The following is a 21,133-nucleotide window of genomic DNA, read 5'->3' on the forward strand; positions in this document are numbered from 1 at the left end:
CGTCAGCGGCGCTGCTGTCACCTAGAGAGTTATATCAGGGCCTTGGACAACCAGTTTCCGATGAGAATGGCAATCAGGAGTGTGCCGAACCATTTCGGCCAGCGGAGGTCCATTACCGACAGGGGTGGTTGGCGCATCATATAAATGCGATACGGGATTTGAGCGATCAACGTCAAAGCCATGATCCAGCCGATTCGGTTCTGTTGAAATGATGCTGCGAGATTTCCATCTGCCAAAGCGATAAAACTTCTGGTAAGACCACAGCCCGGGCAGCTGACGCCAAATATGGCACGAGAGCCACACAGTTCGGGGATAGGCAGTTGTGGAAACCAACTGACTTCCACCTTCCCGGTGTCCAGGGTGTTCATGCTGAAGGCCGCCAGGATGACAAAAATAGAGAGTCCCAGCATAACACGTTGCCGTTTTCGGAACACTCTGATTCGCGCCTGTAAGTATTCCTCATCAATCTCTTCGTGAGTCTCATCGAGTTCATCAGGAAGTTGATTGATTTGAGTCGCTTCGCTCTCTCCCTCTTCTCGAATTTGCGAAGAACTACCAGTGAAGGGGCGCTGATGTTGATTGATATGGATATCCATGATTTTTATACAACAGGGATTTCGATGATTGCTTCACATTTTTTGCAGCGGACTTTGCGTTTCTGGAATTCTGCTGGTAATCGGTATTTAGCCTGACAGGAAGGGCAAACGAGTATTCGTTGACTCTGAGTCTTCTCGTTCGATTCTTTTGTCCTGGATACAGGCTGTTTTTTCTTACTCTTTTCTTCAGGGAGAAGGCTCACGGTATCTGTTGGAAATTCCTCACTGTTTTGTTCGGCCCAGCGGGCGGCTTCTCCATTGAGTGGGCTTTTGAGGTTGTAACTCTGATATGCCAGGATTTCACCAATACGGATGATGATTGACTGCAATGACTCACCAGCGCTCCAATGATCGCCGACACAAATTGCATGTGGTGCGATATTGGGATGGAAGACCGGGCTGAGCATACGGCACTGTGGTGGTGTTCGTGGGTAGTTCCGGGGTAGAGAAATTTCTACAGTATGGGTTTTAACTGGAACCACTTCCTGGTTTTGCATACGGACGCTTTTGATGACGTATTGCAACTGAAATTTTTCAGGTGGATCTCCGGTGACTTGCAAAAGAGAAACACGCGGATGCAGGCGAACATATTCTTTCAGTTTGGCATAGTCAGCAGCGAGCCTCCGCAGTCGAACATTGCTCATCTAAATGGAACCTTGATTATTACGATTAGTTATTTGTTTCGGATACATTGGCATCATCGCTTTCTATTTTACCCTGCTGAGCCGGGATTTGAAAAGTGCCTGGTATCAAGTCGAACAGCGTATTTATTGAGATGGCAAAGCCGAGACCTTCTGCGACTCTTTTATCTCCCGTCATCGTGTTGATGCCAATGAGAAATCCGTTCTCATCATATAACCCGCCACCTGAATTTCCGGGATTCAGCGGGGTGGTTGTTTGAATGATCTGATAAGTAAACGCGCCCTTGGTCTGTTTCCGATACTGAGAAAGATTGCCAGTGGAGTGCGTCCAGCCAAGGGCATGCGGATTTCCGATGGCAAAGACTTTTGAACCAATCAGCGGGGCTTTATCCTTGTGCCAGAATGCATCACTTACGACTTCTTTGTCAAGTGGTGCTGAGATCAAGGCCAGATCGATTCCATGTGGTGCAATCCATTCAATCTGGCCTTGGACAGGAATTTGACCAATGGCCTGGACTGTGACCGGATCTGATTTGTCAAAGTCCTCAGTTACGTTCCGAGAGTCGCCATTATACTCAGGGTCAATCACATGACGATTTGTCACAATCAAAGACTTCCCATCGACTGATGTTAAAATGACTCCACTCCCCATTCCTCGGCCGAACAGGCCGTTGTTGACTTCAATCAGAACATTTGACTTCATCGCTCTCTTCAAGTCGGCTGGTAAATTGTCCAGAGAAGAAGGATCAAAGGCATACTCACTGAATGCAATCGAATTGGTACGGGGCGTGTCCATATAAAAATACAATCCTGCAGACCAGCCAATGATTTCGAAAAAGCCGATCATTAACCCAGCAACGGCTAAAGCGAATCCTTTCTTGTGAGTCGGATGAGAAACTAATGCTATGCAGGCCAGGATCATGGCGAAGAGTCCCGTGATGATCCCAAATAGCGGGATGCCCAGGAGCGCGATGATGAATGCCCAGATTGCAAGCTTATTCCATAACTGTTTTGGTTTTTCAGAAATGGTCAGCGCGTTGTCCGTGTAACTTGGAATGACAGGAAGTGGCTCTGCATGGTTTAAATCGTCTCGTGAAATGACGAGTGCCGATGTGGAGGCATTGCTCATAGTACCTTGAGAGCATTGATAAGACCCACATTGCTGGTATTCTGTCCAACATGTCTGGTGATGAATTCCCCCACATTGCATACAACTGGCGGTCAATTCTCCCTGTTCGATTTCTTTATTGCACCGCGCACATTTAACTCCCGCTTCTCGCTCTCCTGCAACGCGGATATACGGGCTCTCTTTTGAACTGCTTCTGCTCTGATCCATAGGGACTCATCCAGGTTAAAAATAACAAAACCGGAAGCCGATCTTGCTGTTTGTCATTTAAGGAGATCAAGGTATCCTCAATTACTCAGTATAAAGAACAGAAACATCAAAAGGGTATAAAAAATGTTTAAAGCGACCGAAACCCAGGCAAGAATAGATATAATCGGTCCTGATTGCGAAAGTTGCTTCCTTCGCGGTAGTACATAAATCAAACTGATCAGCAGTGCGAGTGGGGCCAAAATGCCGATCATCGAAAAAACAAACAGACCGATCACACTGTTCCTCATGGAATCAACACGTTCTCCTCGATCGTATTGATTTTTTAAATCATTGAGAGACATTGGATCGGTGGAATCAAACGTTGTACTACAGTATCTGCATTTCAGGGCGATTGATTTGATTACTTCTCCGCAGGCGGGACACTCCTTGGTATCCCCCCATGCGGTTAATGTTACTTGCGAAGTTTTGTCAGAGTCGACGGGAGCTGGCGCCTGTTGACAACCGTAGGTTCCGCATCCACCAATTTCACTCCAGCATTCACGATGATGAGTTTGATCACAATCGGGACATTGAACACAACTTTCATTCGGCTGGATATCGCTTTGACAGATCGGGCAGACCGCCGTCTGGCCAACATCCAGAGGAGCACTGAATAGAACTTTCAAATCCGTCGTTAATGCGATCAACTTCTTGCATTTAGGGCATTGGAATGAACGGTTTCGCTCTGAATCAGGAAGTCGAACCTTCACGCCACATTCACAAGTTACGATATTATCAGCCACGTCAGGAATTTCTTAAAAGAAGCATCAATAAGGGAAGTCATTTTGTCGGGTAAACGGGTTCTAAGACTTCGATGAATTTACTGTACTGTGAAAAACGGTTAATTCTGATTCAGAGCTCTGATCACAGCAGAAATGACATTCCAGAGGACGGCAAAACCGATTGATACCAGAACCATTTTTCCCCCTTTGGGTTTCCCTTGAATCATCCAGACAATTCCTGCAATACATCCAATGCCTGAACAAAGAGCGGCAACCACCCAGTCGCCTGTTGTCATATCTTCATCGACGTACGCATTGTCTTTCTTCCGGTTTTTTTTAGCCTCTCTTTTGGCTTTCGCTTTCAGTGCCGGATCAAAAATTTCACCACAAAATCGGCATTTGGATGCTGACTTGGCGATGTCCTCACCACAACTGGGGCAAGCCTTTCTTTTTGCGGAGGGAATGGATTCTCCTTCATTGGGTTCGAAATCGTCAAAACCGAAAGGATCATCCTCACCTGTTGACTCGGCATCATAAATTTCTTCTTCATCAAGATTCGGGATTTTGATGACTCCGCCGCAATCTGGACACTTCGCTTTTTTTCCGGCAGCGGAGTCCTTGGCTTTAATTTGCTTTCCACAAAAACTACATGTTACACGAATAGACATAGTGCAATTTTTCTTGGTCTAAGATTGAATGAGATGGATTAAAAGGGATCAGGAAAAAAAGGTGTCTCAACTGGCGTTCTCTTTCAAAGAAAACTCCAGTACTGTTTTTCCAAGTACAATTTGGTCTTTGTCATGTAAGGTGCTGGCGCTGATGGGAATCCCGTTGACATAGGTCCCATCAGGGGTACTGCAATCTTCAATTTCAAAACGCCCCCCTCGATTAATAATTAACGCATGTCGCGGTTCAATCGCATCGTCTTTGAATAGATAGATGTCGGCTTTCGGTGAACTGCCCAAAACGGTTGTGTCTTTATAAATGATAAATTGTTTTCCGGCGAGCGGTCCTTTCTGCATCAAGACCCAGGCTGTTTTCGTCCAACCCTCAACAAGCCCGATAAACAGTCCCACAAAGATCCCAATGGTTGTGAGTCCAACTGCTCTGGAGTAGGTTGCCTGGCCATCTTCACTGGTGAGGACCAGACTGATCGGATCAAACAAAAGTCCTCCGATAAGACCTCCTAAAACGGCTCCCACCAGGCCATTGATAATGACTTTTTTTTCCTTCAAGGCAATTCCCTGTCCGATGCCTGCAGGAATCGAAACGATACTCCATGCCGCGGCCCGTCCCATCATCAAGACCAGCAGGGCCATGCCCGTCGGCATTTCTCCAGGGAGAGGGTCTTCCATTAAGCCAAGAGCGATGGCAGACATGATGCCAAATACGATTCCCGTGGGAAATAATGCAAGGAGCCCCCCGAGAAATCCTACACCCAGGCCGACAACACTCGATTTCACTGCCCGCAGGCTGTTTCTACAAATCAGGCCTTCTGCAGCGCCCAGAAAAAGACCAATAAAAGCAGCCGTTACGGGAAACAGAAGCAGTGCTGCAAGATTGAATTCCTCGCCGATTTCATTGTCATCAAAGAATGGTTCCAGTATCAGCCACCCCAGAAATGCACCCACACCACCGCAAAATGCCATATAGAACCAGTTGGCGTAGATGACACGAACGATCCAGGGGCGATCATTGATCGGGCCTGCATCTCTCCGGAGAAAAGACTGCAGTTCGACATATTCATCAACATCAGGTGCATAGAGCTCATCTGACGTGATCTTCATGGAATCTGACATCATGTGATCCTTAAATTGATGAATTCGCCCTTTGTTTATTTATCGTTTCATCACAGATAAATATGATGGCGGTAAAATAGTGTATCCCTATTGGCTCTCTGATTTCAATATCTCAGATTCTTGAGATACTTTATTTTTGGCATTTGGTTTCTTCTCGGAATCCTCTTGCTTTACGGTTTGTTTTTCAGGTGAAGCATCAGCCGATTTGGATTTTGTTTTCGAGCCATTTTGGAGCTCTCTTTGCTTTCGCTGAATATACTTTGTCAGTGCCTTGCGTTCCTGATCTGTCAGACCATATTGTGTTTGAATCATGCTCAACGCTTGCGAACAAAGGGTAAGTGTTTGTGAAATCGCTGTTCGCTTCTTGTTTTCCAGTTCAATCTGCTGTTTGGTTGCGTCCTCTGGCATTGTTGTTGAAAGAGTTCCAAACAGGTGATTGACTTCCTGTAGGCGCTGATTCACTTCTCTGAGTTTATCCTCGAATCCAGGCTTGATCAATTTATTTGTGCCATAGTGTTCGACAACACCGGTCACAATCATTTCCTGCTCCCATCTTGATTTTGTTCCGGCGAGCAGGTAACCAATCAGAAACAGACAGAGCCCCATCAAAAGTTGAATGGATCCTCGCATTAGAGGGTGCTCTTCATGCTGCTGTGTCGCAGCCGCGCGCGGATCCGGCGTGGAATATTGCGAGATACTGCCGGTCTGAGTTAAAGGTGTTTGGCTGGCTTCAAGGCTCCAGACTTTTTCTCCCACCCAATAATGACTCATGAGAACCGGTTTTCCGTTTCGCCATTCAAACACGCCTTCCAGCTTGCGAACGGGGTCGACGACATAAGCAACTTGACCGGGCCCGGAAAAAAAGTTCTCCTGTATGAATACATCACGATCAGAAAGAAAAATTCCAAAATCAGGATGAGAGTGATACCAGCCAATAATTCTCAAGTCCGAATATTTAGAATCCATTTCACTATTGATCTGAGACCATGATTCATGTGTAAATGTGACTTCGGCAAATTTACTGGCTGCCTGATTACAACGAATGTATTGAGTGACATTGGCAAAAGGGCCATTCTCATCTTGTTGCCATTCTCCGACAAGAACACCACAAATTTCGACGCTGGTATCGTTTGCAGCGTGATCCTGGATGCCCTGGTGGACTGTCGGGGAGATTAAAAGTCGAAAATCAGAGCGTGGCTTGATCGGGAATTCTGCTTCCGGGAACTTCTCATTTTTTAACTGATGTATATCGGGGCCGGCCATTATTTTGTTTTCCCTGCTTCTAGAGGTCCCAACACCTGCTGGCGGTCTCCAGATAATTCATAAAATTTTTGTTCCATCCCCACTCGCCCCGTAAGAATATCCCACAAGGGGACTCCCAGTTCATTTAGTGTCAGATCAAGGAATTTCGAATTAGAATTGAGAGAGTGAAAAAAATGAGGTGTCCGTTGTTCCCCACAATCGGGACAAATGGCATTGCTCTCAGTGACTTGACCCAGGGAAGAGTGGTAAATTTCTGTTTCCTGACAGGAATGACACGTGAATGATTCGATTAAATCCTGATTAAACTCAACAACGGCTTCCGGACCGAGATCAGATAAGATGAGCTCAAGAAACGTACCAGCCTGGATCTGACTGTTCTGCGAAAGTTCAATGACTGGTTCAAATATTTCATGTGTTGGACAATCTTCCAGGCGAGAGTATTTCACAAGGTAACTCTGATGATTCGTACCATCGAAAACAAACCCTTGTCCTTCAAGCGTTTCGAGTCCATGAATCATCTTTACCGCTTCCTGAACCTGAATCCCTGCAATGACGGATGAGGTTGTCGGAGTTGTCGGGACTTTTCCCTGTTCCATTTCGTCACGCGTTAACAGGGCACAGCTTCTTCGAGACTCAAGCATTTTCCAGTCGACTTCGTTCATCGTACATTCGTAGCATGGACCCGTCTGAGAGTTGAACACTCTGGCAACCCCATCAAGCCGTTCTATTGCACCGTCAATCCAGGGCTTACCAACACGTGAAGCAGATTGATTTATCGAAACACGTGCTTCTCGATTATCGAGTCCGCCGAGGATGACATCGGCCCATCGATATACACCCAACCCTAAATCATAGACAACATTGCCGTGAAAGAAGTTCGATTTCATTTCCGGGTAGATTGAACGCGCCCGCTCCGCAGCAACTTCTGCCTTGCTGCGCCCGCAATCGGCTTCACGATAGAGAATAGATCGTGACAGATTGGAGTTCTCAATGTTATCCAGATCGGCAACCATCAGATTGCCGATGCCTAACAGAGCAAGATTCTTAATCAACTCATTTCCAATTGCTCCCGCACCAATGACCAGAGCATTCGAGGAAGACAGTTTTTCCTGATCCCACCAACCGATCAAATTAAATCGCGAAAACCGATCATCGGGCTGGTCGAGATCAGTCAAATTCAGAACATCGTTCATAAGATTCACTTTCACCCTGTTTGTTCAAGATCCTGCAGTGATTTCGGGTTGCAGGCGGAGAATGTCGCCATCTTGAACCTGAGCAGACTCTAGCGTATCAGAGTGTAAGAGTTGGCGTCCTGAGCTTTTGTGATGAAATTTATAGCTCATCAACTGTCCGTCCGGGCTGTGACTCGGAAGATTCATCTTTCCAATCAGAACAGAGATGAGACGATCAATTTCGGCATCACTCGGAACTTCAACAACTTGCCTTTTATTTCCGGTGGCGTCCCACACTTCAATTTTAATATCGCTCATTAGAACTTATTTTCCCCACATTCCAGATAAGAAACTGCGTGAACGAGTGATTAGAACCGGTGCGATTCGCAGAGTCAAGGATTCAACGGACTCCATCTCTGGTATCATAAAAATTCATGATGAGCGTCTTGGAAGACCGATTTGGAAAATCAGTAGAGTTCGTTCTGGTCAGGCAATCAGATCCTGAATGATGCGCGCCTGAGGAACAACCGTGTGTGGGCGGTTGAGTGTGTCATAAAGAATGTGATGATGGTCTATGCCAAGCAATCGATAGATTGTCGCTACGATGTCTCCAGGCGTAACCGGGCTCTGGATCGGCGTGGCCCCCGAGCGATCACTGGCACCGTAGACCAGACCAGCTTTGATACCGCCTCCGGCCAGCATAATCGAGTAGCATGAGTTCCAGTGGTCGCGTCCGGCATTATTATTTATTTTGGGGGTCCGACCAAAGTCCCCCAGCACCGCCACCAGAGTTCGTTCCAGTAAGCCGCGCTGGGCGAGGTCTTCAATTAAACTGCTACAGGCGGCATCAAACTGTGGCAATAGTGTTGTTTTCAGGCTTCTGAAATTCTGGCCATGGGTGTCCCAGGTGGCATTGGCGTGTGGCGCCCACGACATCGTTACGACGCGCGTCTTCGCTTCAATCAATCGACGTGCCAGCAGAACGCTTTGTCCATAGATATTTCTGCCATAACGGTCGCGGACACTCGCAGGTTCTTCGTTCAGTTTGAAAGCCCGTTGTGCCTGATTCGACGTCAACAGTTCAAATGCCTGCCTTTGAAAGTCGTCCATCGAAGCCAGAGTCTGGTTCGACTTGCCGCCCAAACCTCGGTCCAGCGATGAAAGCAGTCCACGACGGGCATTCATACGCTCCAGCGCCAGACCGTCCGGTAAGGACAGATTACGGACGTGAAAATCGGGTTTGTTGGGATCATCGAGGACCCAAAACGGATCGTAAGCCGCACCCATAAATCCGGCTAAAAAGCCAGGTTGCAGGGGACCAGCCGCTCCCTCTTTTGTTTTGTAAGGGAGTGTGATGTAGGGGAGCGCACCTGTGGGAGCAGGACGCAGTTTTGCGAGGACTGCGCCTGGTGAGGGATGGTCGTCTGGTTTGGCACCGCCTCCCTGTTCGCCTCGGTCGTGTCCGGTGAGTGCAGCATAGACGGCTGCTGCGTGTGAGTTGTTCACACTGTGATTCATTGATCGAATTAAAGTCACGCGATGCATCTGTCTGGCCAGCAGCGGCAGGTGTTCGCAGACGTTGACTCCTGTGAGAGACGTAGGGATCGGATCGAACTCACCACGAATTTCAATCGGTCCCGCCGGCTTCATATCCCACATGTCGAGATGACTGGGACCGCCATTCAGAAAAATGACAATACAAGCATCTGCTTTTGAAGCTTGCTGATTCCTTTGTTCCGCACCCGAGGTTTGTGCTGCCAGCAGTTGAGGCAAGGAAATGCCCAGCGTGCCCAAACCGCCAACACGCAGTAATTCACGACGCGAGAATCGGTTTCCTGGCACACGGTCATTCATTGTGAATCTCCTGTTCCTCGAATGGCGTCAATAGAACAAGCTGTGGTCAATCCCGTCTGACAATGATTGATCCCGGAATCGTTAAAATTGTTTCCTGACTGTCCCTGACTTGCTGAGTTTTCATTCTAACAAGACATGTGCCATCACGTCTATTGCGTAATCAGTTCAAATTGTTTTACGGATTTAATTTTGACTTCTTCTCTCATCGCGGAATTCGGATGACCATAGCTGAATCGGGGAGAATTCGATAAAATCACAGAACGCTCTGCTGCACGAAGGCTGGAACCACTTTTTGAGCAGTGATGGTGATGGGTATCAAAATCAGATATATGGAATCCCAATCGAGGGGAGTTGTTTGGTCTCAATACGCCTCAAGCTTCATTCGGTTTGCTAGAGGTATGTGATGAGCGCAGAAGATACAAAATCAATTAACTGGCACCAGTTTGATTTGTCAGAGGTTGTGGCGAAATTAGAATCGTCCGATCAGGGATTGGATTCCCGGGAGGCGCAGCTACGCCTGGAACGCTACGGGCCGAATCTACTGATCGAAAAAGAGCGGAAATCCTTAGGGATGATGTTTCTGGATCAGTTTAAGGATTTCATGATCCTGGTGTTGATTGCCGCAGCCGTCATCGCGGGAGTCATTGGCGAACCGGCTGATACGATCACCATTGCGGTAATTGTTTTGTTGAATGCCGTCCTCGGGTTCGTTCAGGAATATCGCGCTGAAAAGGCGATGGCTGCACTGAAAAAAATGGCAGCCCCTTCGACGAACGTGATACGAGATGGGCAAATTGAATCTATCACCGCAGAGCAGCTGGTTCCCGGAGATCTGGTCGTTCTGGAAGCGGGTAATGTGGTGCCGGCTGATCTTCGATTGACGGAAGCGGTCCAGCTTCAAGTCGATGAAGCGGCTTTGACTGGAGAGTCTCTGCCCGTCGAGAAGCAGACTGAGTCACTCAAAAAAGAAGATCTTGCTCTCGGCGACCGAAAAAATATGTCTTATAAAGGGACGCTGGTTACTTTCGGCCGCGGGCGTGGTCTGGTTGTTGGCACAGGCATGCAGACGGAACTTGGGCAGATCGCTGTCTTACTGCAGGATCAGGAAGAAGGGCGGACACCACTTCAGAAGCGACTGAGTCTGTTTAGTCAAAAGCTGGCGTATGCGGTGCTGGCGATTTGCGCCATTGTTTTTCTAGCCGGCCTGATGCGCGGCGAACCCCCTTTGCTCATGCTGCTGACGGCGATTTCTCTGGCGGTCGCAGCCATTCCCGAAGCGTTACCTGCAGTGATTACGATTTCACTGGCACTCGGAGCCAGGAAACTGGTCAAACAACACGCGCTGATTCGAAAACTACCGGCTGTGGAGACACTCGGATCAGTGACCTATATCTGCTCTGACAAGACAGGGACATTGACTTTGAATCGGATGACTGTGGAGCAGGTCTACATCGATGAGCATGTTTGTCCAACTGAAGACCTGGAGTCTTCTCAACCAGACTCATCTTCTGGTGAGTCTGGATTAGAAAAAAATCAATCCAATAAATTGCTGATCGCATTGGCGCTCTGTAATGATGCGCAGCTTGGTTCTTCGGGGGAAATCATTGGTGAACCCACTGAAATTGCGCTATTCGAGTTGGCTCAAGAGAAGGGCTTCGTGCGCGAGAAGCTGATTGAAACGTATCCTCGTTTAGCCGAGATCCCCTTTGACTCGGAACGCAAGTTGATGACGACATTCCACCCTTGGGAAAACGGCCAGGTCATTTCTTTCACCAAAGGGGCCGCTGAAGAAATCGTAGAACGTTCCGGAAAAATTTTGACTTCTGAAGGCCAGGCAGAAATCAACCGTGCAAAGGTTTTGGAAGTATCGGAACAGATTGCCGGTAATGGATTGAGGACTTTGGGGTTGGGGCTGCGTGTCTGGGACGCACTCCCTGATCCTTTGACCTCAGAGCAGGTGGAAACAGATCTGGTCCTGATTGGAATCGTCGGTATGCTGGACCCGCCTCGACCCGAGGCAGCGGAGTCGGTGGCACAATGTCGTTCCGCAGGCATCCATCCGGTAATGATCACAGGGGACCACCCGTTGACAGCCGAAGTGATCGCCAGGCGAGTCGGAATTCTCCGTGGGCAAGGGGAGTCTGTCATGACTGGTCAGGAACTGGAACAGCTTCCCCTCGAAGAATTTGAAAATAAAGTTGAAAAGATTCGAGTCTACGCAAGAGTGGCTCCGAAGCAAAAATTGAAAATCATCAAAGCACTGCAGGATAAAGGGCACTTTGTGGCGATGACGGGAGACGGCGTCAATGATGCACCAGCTTTAAAGCGGGCTGATATTGGAGTGGCGATGGGCATCACTGGCACCGATGTCTCCAAGGAAGCATCTCACATGCTGCTACTGGATGACAACTTTGCCACCATCGTGAAAACAGTCAAAGAGGGGCGGCGGATTTTTGATAATATTCGCAAGTTTATCAAATACACCATGACCAGCAATTTGGGAGAGATTTGGACGATCTTCCTGGCGCCTCTTCTCGGGTTGCCGATTCCTCTGCTTCCCATTCATATTCTATGGATCAATCTGGTCACTGATGGTGTCCCTGGTCTGGCATTGGCGGCCGAGCCGGGGGAGAGAAATATCATGAAGCGTCCTCCCCGTGATCCAAAAGAGAGTATTTTTGCACGCGGTCTGGGAACGCATATTATCTGGGTGGGGCTGCTGATGGGCGCTATCTCCATCATGACGCAGGCCTGGTTCATCGACGGTAAACAGACCCACTGGCAGACCATGGTCTTTACGGTCCTCTGCTTAAGTCAGATGGGGCACGTCTTGGCCATTCGATCCGAAGAGGAATCCTTCTTCACTCAAGGGGCGCTCTCGAATAAGCCACTTCTCGGAGCCGTGTTGCTCACATTCACACTTCAAATGCTCACGATTTATGTCCCATTTTTGAACCCGATTTTTAAGACCGTACCACTCACGGTCGGGGAGCTGGCGATCACGCTGGCGCTCTCAACTATCGTTTTCCTGGCAGTGGAAATTGAAAAAATATTCAAACGTTCTAGAAAGAGCAACTGAATGGCATGGCACTTCAAGATGCCTTTCTCGTGGAGTTTTACAGTCCTGAATTCTGGCGCAGTCGGTGCAGACAAGCAGTGTAATGCTGCTGAAAAGATACGCTTGACAAAATACTAAGAGATTAGTAAAACCGGCTTCACAATGGACTCGGTACTGAAAAAGAAGCGAATCTCATGAATCATGGATCGAATCAGAAGAGAGGAAATATGCGGCTTCCGCTGTGGAATGGTTCTCGACGCCGTGGTTTTACAGTGCTGGAACTGTTGGTAACCTTTGGTGTGATCACCACTCTAGTCAGTCTGATTCTTCCCGCCGTTGGTTCTGCCCGTGAAGCAGCACGTCAGTTACAGTGTAAAAATCAACTCAAACAAATCGGCCTGGCGCTACACTCTTATCACGAGACCAGTGGATGTTTACCTGCTGGCTGGCAGTGGGAAAACTCGAAAAATTCCATCTATGGCTGGGCAGTTCCCTTGTTACCCTATCTGGAACAACGGGCCATTTATGATCAAATCGATCGAAATCTGGTGATCGGTCACCCCTCCAATCAGCTTGCTCGAAGTGTTTCGATTGCAAACTTTCAGTGTCCATCAGATATCGTTGATCCCACGTTTATGCTTTATGAGGAAAATGTAGTCAGCGCGACGATGGTCCCGCTCATTGAGCTTCCGACGGATAGTTATGTTGGTGTTTATGGAACAGTCGAGGCAGACGATGGTATACCAGCACCTCCGGGAGATGGGACTTTTCGTGAATCAATCCCGATTCGTTTTGCCCAGTTAGAGCGTGGTTTAAGTAATACAATCATTGTTGGTGAAAGAACAATGGCGCAGGTGCCTTCAACCTGGTTGGGGGTAGACTATTCAGGAGAGGATGCCGCATGCCGCATTGTGGGCAGTGCAATGACCTCGCCTAACTGTAAACTCTGCGATGAGTGTGAATTTTCCAGTCGGCATCCCGGTGGTTCGCTTTTTTTGTGGGGAGATGGCAGAGTTCGAATTCTCTCCGAATCGCTGGATACGTTGACCTACCAGCAACTGGCTCGCAGGGCAAATTCGCTTTGAGTTGGGCATTAAATGTGGTCTGTTTGGTAGTGTTTTGATGCAATTATTGAGCTGTAAGAATAGAGTGAATATCCATTCGAGTGAAAGGAATTGATTGATGACAAAACTTCATTTAACCAAATGTGAACTCGAAGTTATGGATATTGTCTGGAAAAAAGGCCGTGCAACAGTCCAGGAAGTTGTCGATTCTCTGGAACGTCCGTTGGCCTATACGACCGTGATGACGACATTGAAAATACTCGATGAAACACGAAATGTTGTTCATAAAAAGAAAGAAGGCCGCGCGTTTGTCTATGAGCCAGCAGTCTCACGTGAGAAGGTCAGTCGCAGTATGGCTGACGACCTGACCCAGCGGTTGTTTGGTGGCTCGGTAAAGTCGCTTGTACTTAGTCTGGTCGGGAGCGATTCCATGTCGCAATCAGACATCGAAGAATTAAAACAGGCAATTCAGTCTCTGGAGAAAGATGTATGACCTCAACTCAATTTCTTGAGATGGTTGTTTCAGTCTCTGTGCAGGCTGCAATTGTGATTATCGTGGCCCATTGGCTGGGGCGACTGGTAAGCAGTGAACGTGTGCAGTGCCGGCTTTGGACGATTTGCTACGTGGTCTTATTGACATTGGTAGTTGTTGCTTTGCTGTTTCCACATCCCCGATTGTTCCAACCCTGGTCTGCAATCGATTCAGGGAGCGCAACGACACTGGTCAGTCTCGAACTTCAATTGGGACGTGCAATGTTTTTGATCTGGTCAACCGGAGCCGTTATCTCTCTATTGGTGTTTTTGATCCGTGCTGTGCAAGTGAATCAATTTCTCAAAACATGTCAGCTGATTGATCCCCATCAAATGATTTCTGATCAGAATCAGAACCAGATACCTGGAACATCAAGCACTCCGTTGAAACAAAGAATCCGGTTGCTGACGAGTACCAGGCTGATGACTCCATTCTGCTCACAATTTCATCATCCTTATATTGTATTGCCCGAGTATTTGCTTGGGTTTGACCAACAACAACTGAACTTCATTATTCGGCATGAATTGGAACATCTCAAAACGGGGCATCCTCTGCAGTTATTTCTTCAGCGTTTAGTGGAGGCAGTCTTCTGGTTTCATCCGATGGTCTGGTGGGCATCGCAGCAGTCTGCTTTGAGCCGAGAATTTGCCTGTGATGAGGCAGCCATCGACTCACCAGCGGAGATCGCCATGTACTTGCGCACGCTGTTAACGATTATTGAATACAGCGCATCACAGACAGATAAAACTCCGACAACACTGGCATTTAGCCGGGGAAAGAGTCTTACGGCGAAACGCGCACGGCGTTTGACACAAATCGCGAAAAATCAAGGTGCGAGCAGTCGAAAATTTGTCTCAGGATTCACGGCATCCTTCTGTCTTGTCACTCTAGCTGTTTTCATTGGATGTGTATGGGTGCCTGTCGATGTGCTAGCCTCGCCTCGTGCAAACTGGTCTCCCTGGCCGAGCTGGACTGCAGGCACGCTGCATGACTTTGGGTTTTCAGTACATGATTTTGAAGCCTATAACGGCCGAATGGAATTACATGAACTGTTAGAACATCAGGAACCAGAAAAAAACGATCAGGAATCGCAGCAAGATAAACGTGGGTGATTTTTTTTGTCTCGTAATACTAAGAAGTTAGGAGTACGAGCAGTTGCAGAACAGAGATGGGATACTGCATTTTTTTATGAAGAACTACTAAAAAAATCGGAGTTGGGGCAGGACGCTTTATCTCGACTCCGATGAGCATTGATTTGAACTACAACGAACAGTGAAAAGGTTTTCGAAGAAGGATTTTCGAGACATGTTAAATAACTTGCCTGCTTCCGGGACTGAATTCAATCAATCAGAGCCCGACTTTACCATACCATCTAACTCCCCAAACAGAGCGTTGAATCGTCGAAACTGGTTTTCAGCGTTCTCTACATGGTCAGGCCGGTATACCGTGATTGCCATGATTTTTGCGATCACGGTGTCCTATCTGATCCTGCTGCGAACTGTGATGGTGCTGACCTATGTTGATCTGGTAAAACTTTCTTTCTGGCAGGGACTCAGACTGTTCTTCGTCGGATTTCAGTTTGATGTGCTGGTTGCGCTGTGCTTTGTTGTACCACAATTATTACACATCACCCTGGTATCAAACCAGAGGATTACAGGGCGAACGAGCCGCTGGTTATTGGATGCAACATGGATCATTGCATTTCTGTTTCTGCCGTTCCTGTGTATTGCCGAATATATTTTCTTTGATGAGTTTCAATCGCGTCTGAGTTACATCGCGTTTGAATATATCGTTTATCCAACTGAGGTCTGCTGCAATATCTGGCAGTCGTATCCCCTGGTCGAACTTCTAGCGGTCGTCAGTCTTTGTGGAGGAATTCTCTGGTTTCTGTTACGGAAGCATTTCCACAATAAAATAGCGGCACCCATGCCCTGGACGAGGCGCTATACATTCCTGCTGGCTAGTCTGATGGGAATAATGGTATTGTGGACAACAACCAGTGCGGAAAGTCGTCAGGTCACTCGCGATCGTGTTGCTAACGAATGCACCTGGAACGGATTATACAGCTTTGTGTATTACGCGTGGACATGTCGTTTTGACTTCAATAAAAATTATATCACCCTGGAAAGCTCTGAAGTCAACCAGCAGTTAAGGCAACAGATTGTCGAAGAGCGAGATGAACTGCAAACAGACTCGAATAATCCCGTTGATCGTATTGTGAATACGGGGAAGCCACAGCAGGATTTTAATGTAGTCCTGATTCTGGAAGAGAGCTTGGGTTCCGATTTTGTCGGAGCGCTGGGAGACGGCCGCAAGCTCACTCCTCATTTCGATGCACTGACCAGAAAAGGGGTCTTGTTTGACAATTTTTATGCCACGGGAAATCGAACTGCGCGTGCATTAGAGGCGGTGCTGACGTCTATGCCGCCGATACCCACAGAATCGATACTCAAGCGAGATCATTCAGATCGTGTTTTTACGCTGGCAAGTGTGCTCGCCCAGCGCGGTTACGAACGGCTCTTTATGACCGGGGGACGAGGCTTGTTTGATGGAGTACGCTCATTCATGAAGTCGAACGGGTTTAATCACTTTGTTGAGCAGTCAGACTTTCAGGATCCGGTTTTTGCGAATGCCTGGGGGGTTAGCGATGAAGACTTGTTTCGTAAGGCACTCGGTGAACTTGATCGCTTACATACATCGGGTCGCCCGTTTTTCGCAACGATTCTGACTGTTTCCAACCATCGGCCTTATACGTATCCGGAAGGGCGCATTCCAGAGAATGAACAGACGCGTGCAAACGCAGTCAAATATGCCGACTGGGCGCTGGGCTATTTCTTTCGTGAAGCACAGTCACACGATTTTTATCAGAATACAATCTTCGTTGTGATGGGCGACCATGGGGCTCGCGTTTCCGGCAGTCAGCTTTTTCCAATGAGTTCTTATCGAGTGCCTGTGTTGCTGATTCAGCCGCAGGGAACAGGGCAGGGAACACGCTGTAGTACATTAGCCTGCTCGTTGGATATCCCTACAACCATTATGGGCAGGCTTGGTGGTGACTACCGTTCTGTATTTTTTGGCTACGATGCTCTGGAAGTAAATCAAAAGCAAGGCCGGGCTATCATGCAGCACAATCACGATGTCGCACTACTGGATTCACAAAATCAGATGGTTGTACTTGGGTTTGGTAAGTCAGCGGAATGCTTTACGCTTGATCAAACCAGTTACCAGTTGGAGCAGCAACTCGTTCCCGATCAGAACATGATGAAAAGTGCGGTTTCTTATTTTCAATCTGCGTTTGAACTTTATTATTCAGATCGGTGGTTTCCCGATTTTAATATAAGAATCAAAGATACACAGACTGTGAAACGAAAAATGAGTCACGGTCAAATTTCTACAAATTAGGGCTGAAGTTCATTCTGGAGTTTATGAATAATCAAGTTGAATCAACCTGCTGATAGATTATCACGAGTGCTCCCGTTAATCTGGAAATTGACTTAGCAACCAGTTGTCGACACAAGCCGACATAAGCCGACATACTTGTTAGTCAGTTTTCAGCGTGCTGATTGAGACAGCTCTCATCTCTACGATGTCCCCCTTCTCGATTCTCTTCTGCTTTTCCTTTCTCGATATTTTACCTGATACCAACTTGAAAAAATGATCGCACAGAGAGCGCAGACAGTGCATACATGTTATGCGGCATGCCGGGTAGGTGGATACCAGATTCTGGTCACCTGTTGTGTCGGCGCGCTCGTTCTGTTGTCGGGTTGTGTTACCAGCAAAAAGACAATACGGGCCGAATCATTTGTCAAGAGCGATACAACCAATGCTTCTATTAAGTCACCAGGTTACCAGCGAGTCAGTGATCCGATCGGCGCTGAAACTGATTTTGAAACTGTCGGTGCAGTGCATAACAGTTCGTCCTACCCGGATTGGCTTCACATGCCACCTGAGGGAATTCATTATCCACCGCTGCATCAGGCAGATCAAATCGGGGACGATCAAATCTCGCAAAACAACGAACCGACGGCGTTGATCACGATCGAAGGCTTTTTATCAAATAGCTCTTTGGAAGATTTTAGTCGTGCGTTTGACGACGAACCGCCAGAGGAGCAATTGACCCTCTGGAGCCAGATAAAGACAGATCATGCCAACTATTATTCAAGAGAGTCACTCACCTGGCTGGCGGGGGGCTTCGGTGTGGGAGCCATCATGGCGAATACCTCGCTCGATGGCGGAATCCAGAATCACTTTCAGTCCAGTGTGCACAGTGCCAGCTCGGACGAGTGGCTGCATGGATTGCATGCGCAAAAAGAACTGGGGAATGGTCGCTACACGCTGCCACTGTTCGCAGCTGCCTGGGTAGCAGGAGCGATGTTTGAGAAGATCCCACTGGTGAATGCCTCAGGGGAATGGGGCGAACGTTCGATTCGGGCCATTATTGTAGGTACACCACCGATGCTGGCAATGCAGTATGTCACCGGTGCCTCACGACCCGGAGAGACGACCTCGAATGCGAAATGGAAACCATTTCAGGACAATAACGGTGTGAGCGGACATAGTTTTATGGGGGCGATCCCGTTTTTAGCAGCAGCCAAAGTGACCGATAAACCGCTTCTCAAGCTGGTGTTCTATGCTGGTTCGACTCTGGCACCGTTGTCGCGGGTCAATGACAATCGACACTATCCATCACAAGTCTTGCTCGGTTGGTGGATGGCCTGGATCGCTACGAACGCTGTCGATGCTACACAAAATGCAGAGCGGAACTGGTCTGTGTTTCCGATTGCGTATCCCGATGCAACGGGGATGGCTGTTGAATATCGCTGGTAGAAAGCGTGTTCATCAGGGAAAGTGCTATGGGCTGCATGATCTTGCGTGTTATCTGCAGATTATTGCACGCAGGGTGAGGCAAGACTGCTTTAAGCTGGTTTCATCAAAGCATCTGTCTCGAATAGGAAAAGCGTTTTTCCCAAGTGATTGCTCCCTTTTTCTAAGGACGCATTTCTCCCTGGCAAAAAAAGAATCAGAAAAATATCCGGCATGGCATACCGCTTGCGTGAGGTGTTTCTGTGCGTTCCATTTTATCAATTCAGCGGGAAGTTCCTTTCCGCATGTCTCCCCATGTCGGTATTGATACCGTCTTGATTACCTACCAGAGGAAACCATGCTATGCTAGCCGATTTTTTACATAATTTTGCTCATAATCTATTCAAACCTCTGCTGTTGTTTTTCTACATGGGATTCCTGATTCCCATTCTCAAGGTCCCGTTTGAATTTCCGAAAGCAGTCTACCAGGGGTTGACCCTGTACCTGCTCGTGGCCATTGGTTGGCACGGCGGAGAGGAACTGGCTTCGCTCTCATTGGCAGAATTTGGCCAGGCTTTGGGATTCATGGCGATTGGGTTTGTCACGAATTTGTGTATTGGCTTGTTTGCTTATTTTATACTTCAGAAAACCACCCGGTTGCGGCAGGTCGATGCAGCGACTGTTGCCGGTTTCTACGGCTCAGATTCGGCAGGAACTTTTGTAACCTGTCTGGGAGTGATTGCAGCCGCGAATATTGCTTATGCAGCTTATATGCCTGTGATGCTGGCTGTGATGGAAATTCCTGGCTGTCTGGTGGCCCTTTTTCTTGTTTCTCGCTTACGACAAAAAGGCATGGACCCGCATGGAAATATGCCTTACGAGCCCGGCTTTCAACCAGCAACTCAGCCAGCATTGGAAACGACAGGCGGAGCAGAAATTGAAGATTCAGAAGGGGGACAAGGAGAGTCTTTCAGCCAGCATAATGATCATCCCTCACATGGTCGCTCTACAACCGCTGTTGTGGACCCACCACAGACAGAGACAAAGCGACAACTGGCAGCGGAGCTGGAAGTTGCAGATGATTTAGAGATTGAATCAGATGAAGAAGAAGCATCCAAGAAAGAACCAGTTTTCAGTAAAGAACTGCTACATGAGGTCTTTCTGAACCCGGGGTTATACCTGTTGTTTGGGGGAATCATTATCGGGTTTCTCGGACGACTTCAAGGGGAAGCTGTGACCAGAGCGGATGACACTCTGTTTGTGAATATTTTCCATGGTATGTTATGCCTGTTCCTATTGGAAATGGGAATTACTGCGTGTCGCCGTTTAAAAGATCTGAAAACAGCTGGTTGGAGATTTATTCTCTTCGGTGTACTGGCTCCCAACGTGTTTGCGTTCGTGGGTATTCTCGTCGCTCATGGCTACAGCATTGTGTTAGGTCAACCCTTTGACTTGGGAACGTATGCATTGTTTGCCGTACTGTGTGGTGCCGCTTCCTATATCGCGGTGCCGGCGGTACAAAGACTGGCGATTCCCGAAGCCAGTCCCACGCTGCCTCTGGCAGCTTCGCTGGGGCTGACATTTACCTACAATGTGACGATTGGGATTCCCGTTTATATGTTGATTGCACAGTCAGTCATGACAGCGTTTCCTGTCACATAACCGGGCCAGACTCTGGTTGGATGACGCCCTTTTACCAGCCAGAGTCATTTTCATCAAATCGATGAGTGTTACCCACTACGCTTTTATAAACTCATTAAGACTTCACCAGTGGATGAGTGGGTTGGATTGGGATAGCTCTCCATTGCGTTCTTTTTGACAACCCACTCATTCGTTTTCAATTTTGCTGGTCATTAGAAAATAACTTTCATAGGAATATCCTTTCATGTCTGCAACAACAGAATTAACCAAGGTCATCGTCATTACGGAGACCCATTTTGAAGCGGAAATGTTAAATCATTTTCGCGAATTGGGTATTAAAGGGTTTACTTGCATGAACTGCTGGGGGCAAGGGCATCATCAGGTGTATGATGAGCCGTTTATCGGTCACTCTCAGACCCGGATAGAAATCATTACGACAGAACCGATCGCAGATGCGATTGTCGATTATTGCCGTCAACCGCGCTATGAAGCTCATGCTGTGACTGCATATCTGGAATCAGTTCGTGTGCGAGATGCAAATAAATTCATCGCTTGATCAGGTTTCGAATCAATTGAGATGCGTTTCAAAATGAGGCAAAAAAGTGTCCGTCGT

Annotated in this window: 18 protein-coding genes; 8 read left to right on the top strand and 10 right to left on the bottom strand. The window is 47.8% G+C overall.

Going from position 1 to position 21,133, the window contains the following annotated elements:
• Window positions 1–29 precede the first annotated feature (29 nt).
• From Pan241w_RS08345 to Pan241w_RS08390, 10 genes are all read right to left on the bottom strand, one after another.
• Window positions 30–596: a DUF2752 domain-containing protein gene (locus Pan241w_RS08345; RefSeq protein ID WP_145213703.1), complete on the bottom strand. Its 567-nt coding sequence runs from the start codon at window positions 594–596 to the stop codon at window positions 30–32.
• Between the two features lie 5 nt (window positions 597–601).
• Window positions 602–1,240, bottom strand: coding sequence for a ubiquitin-conjugating enzyme E2 (locus Pan241w_RS08350; RefSeq protein WP_145213706.1), 639 nt, complete (start codon window positions 1,238–1,240; stop codon window positions 602–604).
• 25 nt (window positions 1,241–1,265) lie between these two features.
• Entirely contained in the window at window positions 1,266–2,573 is a 1,308-nt protein-coding gene (locus Pan241w_RS08355) for a trypsin-like peptidase domain-containing protein (RefSeq protein WP_145213709.1), read from the bottom strand.
• Between the two features lie 77 nt (window positions 2,574–2,650).
• Complete coding sequence (locus Pan241w_RS30015; protein WP_198000405.1) at window positions 2,651–3,355, bottom strand: RING finger protein; 705 nt, start codon at window positions 3,353–3,355, stop codon at window positions 2,651–2,653.
• 98 nt (window positions 3,356–3,453) lie between these two features.
• Window positions 3,454–4,002 carry a hypothetical protein gene (locus Pan241w_RS08365; RefSeq protein WP_145213712.1) on the bottom strand — a complete coding sequence of 183 codons (549 nt, stop codon included), beginning with the start codon at window positions 4,000–4,002 and terminating at the stop codon, window positions 3,454–3,456.
• A 66-nt stretch (window positions 4,003–4,068) separates the two neighbouring features.
• Window positions 4,069–5,121, bottom strand: coding sequence for an FHA domain-containing protein (locus Pan241w_RS08370; RefSeq protein WP_198000406.1), 1,053 nt, complete (start codon window positions 5,119–5,121; stop codon window positions 4,069–4,071).
• A gap of 99 nt (window positions 5,122–5,220) precedes the next feature.
• On the bottom strand, window positions 5,221–6,396 hold the full coding sequence (locus tag Pan241w_RS08375; protein ID WP_145213718.1) for a Mov34/MPN/PAD-1 family protein: 1,176 nt from the start codon (window positions 6,394–6,396) through the stop codon (window positions 5,221–5,223).
• Window positions 6,396–7,589: a HesA/MoeB/ThiF family protein gene (locus tag Pan241w_RS08380; RefSeq protein ID WP_145213720.1), complete on the bottom strand. Its 1,194-nt coding sequence runs from the start codon at window positions 7,587–7,589 to the stop codon at window positions 6,396–6,398. Before Pan241w_RS08380 ends, Pan241w_RS08375 begins: the two co-directional genes overlap by 1 nt.
• A 24-nt stretch (window positions 7,590–7,613) precedes the next feature.
• Entirely contained in the window at window positions 7,614–7,886 is a 273-nt protein-coding gene (locus tag Pan241w_RS08385) for an EsaB/YukD family protein (RefSeq protein WP_145213721.1), read from the bottom strand.
• A gap of 168 nt (window positions 7,887–8,054) precedes the next feature.
• On the bottom strand, window positions 8,055–9,422 hold the full coding sequence (locus Pan241w_RS08390) for a DUF1501 domain-containing protein (RefSeq protein WP_145213724.1): 1,368 nt from the start codon (window positions 9,420–9,422) through the stop codon (window positions 8,055–8,057).
• Window positions 9,423–9,825: 403 nt separating this feature from the next.
• On the opposite strand from Pan241w_RS08390, the gene Pan241w_RS08395 reads away from it, so the two are divergent.
• The 8 genes from Pan241w_RS08395 to Pan241w_RS08430 all read left to right on the top strand — a co-directional run bounded on the left by Pan241w_RS08395 (window position 9,826) and on the right by Pan241w_RS08430 (window position 21,076).
• Entirely contained in the window at window positions 9,826–12,501 is a 2,676-nt protein-coding gene (locus Pan241w_RS08395) for a cation-translocating P-type ATPase (protein ID WP_145213726.1), read from the top strand.
• 173 nt (window positions 12,502–12,674) lie between these two features.
• Window positions 12,675–13,565: a DUF1559 domain-containing protein gene (locus tag Pan241w_RS08400; RefSeq protein WP_145213731.1), complete on the top strand. Its 891-nt coding sequence runs from the start codon at window positions 12,675–12,677 to the stop codon at window positions 13,563–13,565.
• A 97-nt stretch (window positions 13,566–13,662) separates the two neighbouring features.
• On the top strand, window positions 13,663–14,037 hold the full coding sequence (locus Pan241w_RS08405) for a BlaI/MecI/CopY family transcriptional regulator (protein WP_145213734.1): 375 nt from the start codon (window positions 13,663–13,665) through the stop codon (window positions 14,035–14,037).
• Entirely contained in the window at window positions 14,034–15,188 is a 1,155-nt protein-coding gene (locus Pan241w_RS08410) for a M56 family metallopeptidase (protein WP_145213737.1), read from the top strand. Before Pan241w_RS08405 ends, Pan241w_RS08410 begins: the two co-directional genes overlap by 4 nt.
• A 193-nt stretch (window positions 15,189–15,381) precedes the next feature.
• Window positions 15,382–17,478, top strand: a complete 2,097-nt coding sequence (locus Pan241w_RS08415; protein ID WP_145213739.1) for an LTA synthase family protein — start codon at window positions 15,382–15,384, stop codon at window positions 17,476–17,478.
• 276 nt (window positions 17,479–17,754) lie between these two features.
• The gene (locus tag Pan241w_RS08420) at window positions 17,755–18,903 is read left to right on the top strand and encodes a phosphatase PAP2 family protein (protein WP_198000407.1); all 1,149 of its coding nucleotides are present in this window, start codon (window positions 17,755–17,757) and stop codon (window positions 18,901–18,903) included.
• A 339-nt stretch (window positions 18,904–19,242) separates the two neighbouring features.
• Window positions 19,243–20,541: a sodium-dependent bicarbonate transport family permease gene (locus tag Pan241w_RS08425; RefSeq protein WP_145213745.1), complete on the top strand. Its 1,299-nt coding sequence runs from the start codon at window positions 19,243–19,245 to the stop codon at window positions 20,539–20,541.
• Between the two features lie 223 nt (window positions 20,542–20,764).
• A complete protein-coding gene (locus Pan241w_RS08430) occupies window positions 20,765–21,076 on the top strand; it encodes a P-II family nitrogen regulator (protein WP_145213748.1) in 312 nt (103 codons plus the stop codon).
• Window positions 21,077–21,133: the final 57 nt, after the last annotated feature.

This window comes from Gimesia alba (assembly GCF_007744675.1).
Lineage (GTDB): Bacteria > Planctomycetota > Planctomycetia > Planctomycetales > Planctomycetaceae > Gimesia > Gimesia alba.

Coding starts and splice junctions, on each gene's coding strand:
- Pan241w_RS08385 (WP_145213721.1), bottom strand. CDS start 7,886: ATGAGCGATATTAAAATTGAAGTGTGGGACGCCACCGGAAATAAAAGG.
- Pan241w_RS08375 (WP_145213718.1), bottom strand. CDS start 6,396: ATGGCCGGCCCCGATATACATCAGTTAAAAAATGAGAAGTTCCCGGAA.
- Pan241w_RS08345 (WP_145213703.1), bottom strand. CDS start 596: ATGGATATCCATATCAATCAACATCAGCGCCCCTTCACTGGTAGTTCT.
- Pan241w_RS08425 (WP_145213745.1), top strand. CDS start 19,243: ATGCTAGCCGATTTTTTACATAATTTTGCTCATAATCTATTCAAACCT.
- Pan241w_RS08410 (WP_145213737.1), top strand. CDS start 14,034: ATGACCTCAACTCAATTTCTTGAGATGGTTGTTTCAGTCTCTGTGCAG.
- Pan241w_RS08430 (WP_145213748.1), top strand. CDS start 20,765: ATGTCTGCAACAACAGAATTAACCAAGGTCATCGTCATTACGGAGACC.
- Pan241w_RS08355 (WP_145213709.1), bottom strand. CDS start 2,573: ATGGATCAGAGCAGAAGCAGTTCAAAAGAGAGCCCGTATATCCGCGTT.
- Pan241w_RS08400 (WP_145213731.1), top strand. CDS start 12,675: ATGAATCATGGATCGAATCAGAAGAGAGGAAATATGCGGCTTCCGCTG.
- Pan241w_RS08395 (WP_145213726.1), top strand. CDS start 9,826: ATGAGCGCAGAAGATACAAAATCAATTAACTGGCACCAGTTTGATTTG.
- Pan241w_RS08390 (WP_145213724.1), bottom strand. CDS start 9,422: ATGAATGACCGTGTGCCAGGAAACCGATTCTCGCGTCGTGAATTACTG.
- Pan241w_RS08405 (WP_145213734.1), top strand. CDS start 13,663: ATGACAAAACTTCATTTAACCAAATGTGAACTCGAAGTTATGGATATT.
- Pan241w_RS08380 (WP_145213720.1), bottom strand. CDS start 7,589: ATGAACGATGTTCTGAATTTGACTGATCTCGACCAGCCCGATGATCGG.
- Pan241w_RS08370 (WP_198000406.1), bottom strand. CDS start 5,121: ATGAAGATCACGTCAGATGAGCTCTATGCACCTGATGTTGATGAATAT.
- Pan241w_RS08415 (WP_145213739.1), top strand. CDS start 15,382: ATGTTAAATAACTTGCCTGCTTCCGGGACTGAATTCAATCAATCAGAG.
- Pan241w_RS08365 (WP_145213712.1), bottom strand. CDS start 4,002: ATGTCTATTCGTGTAACATGTAGTTTTTGTGGAAAGCAAATTAAAGCC.
- Pan241w_RS08350 (WP_145213706.1), bottom strand. CDS start 1,240: ATGAGCAATGTTCGACTGCGGAGGCTCGCTGCTGACTATGCCAAACTG.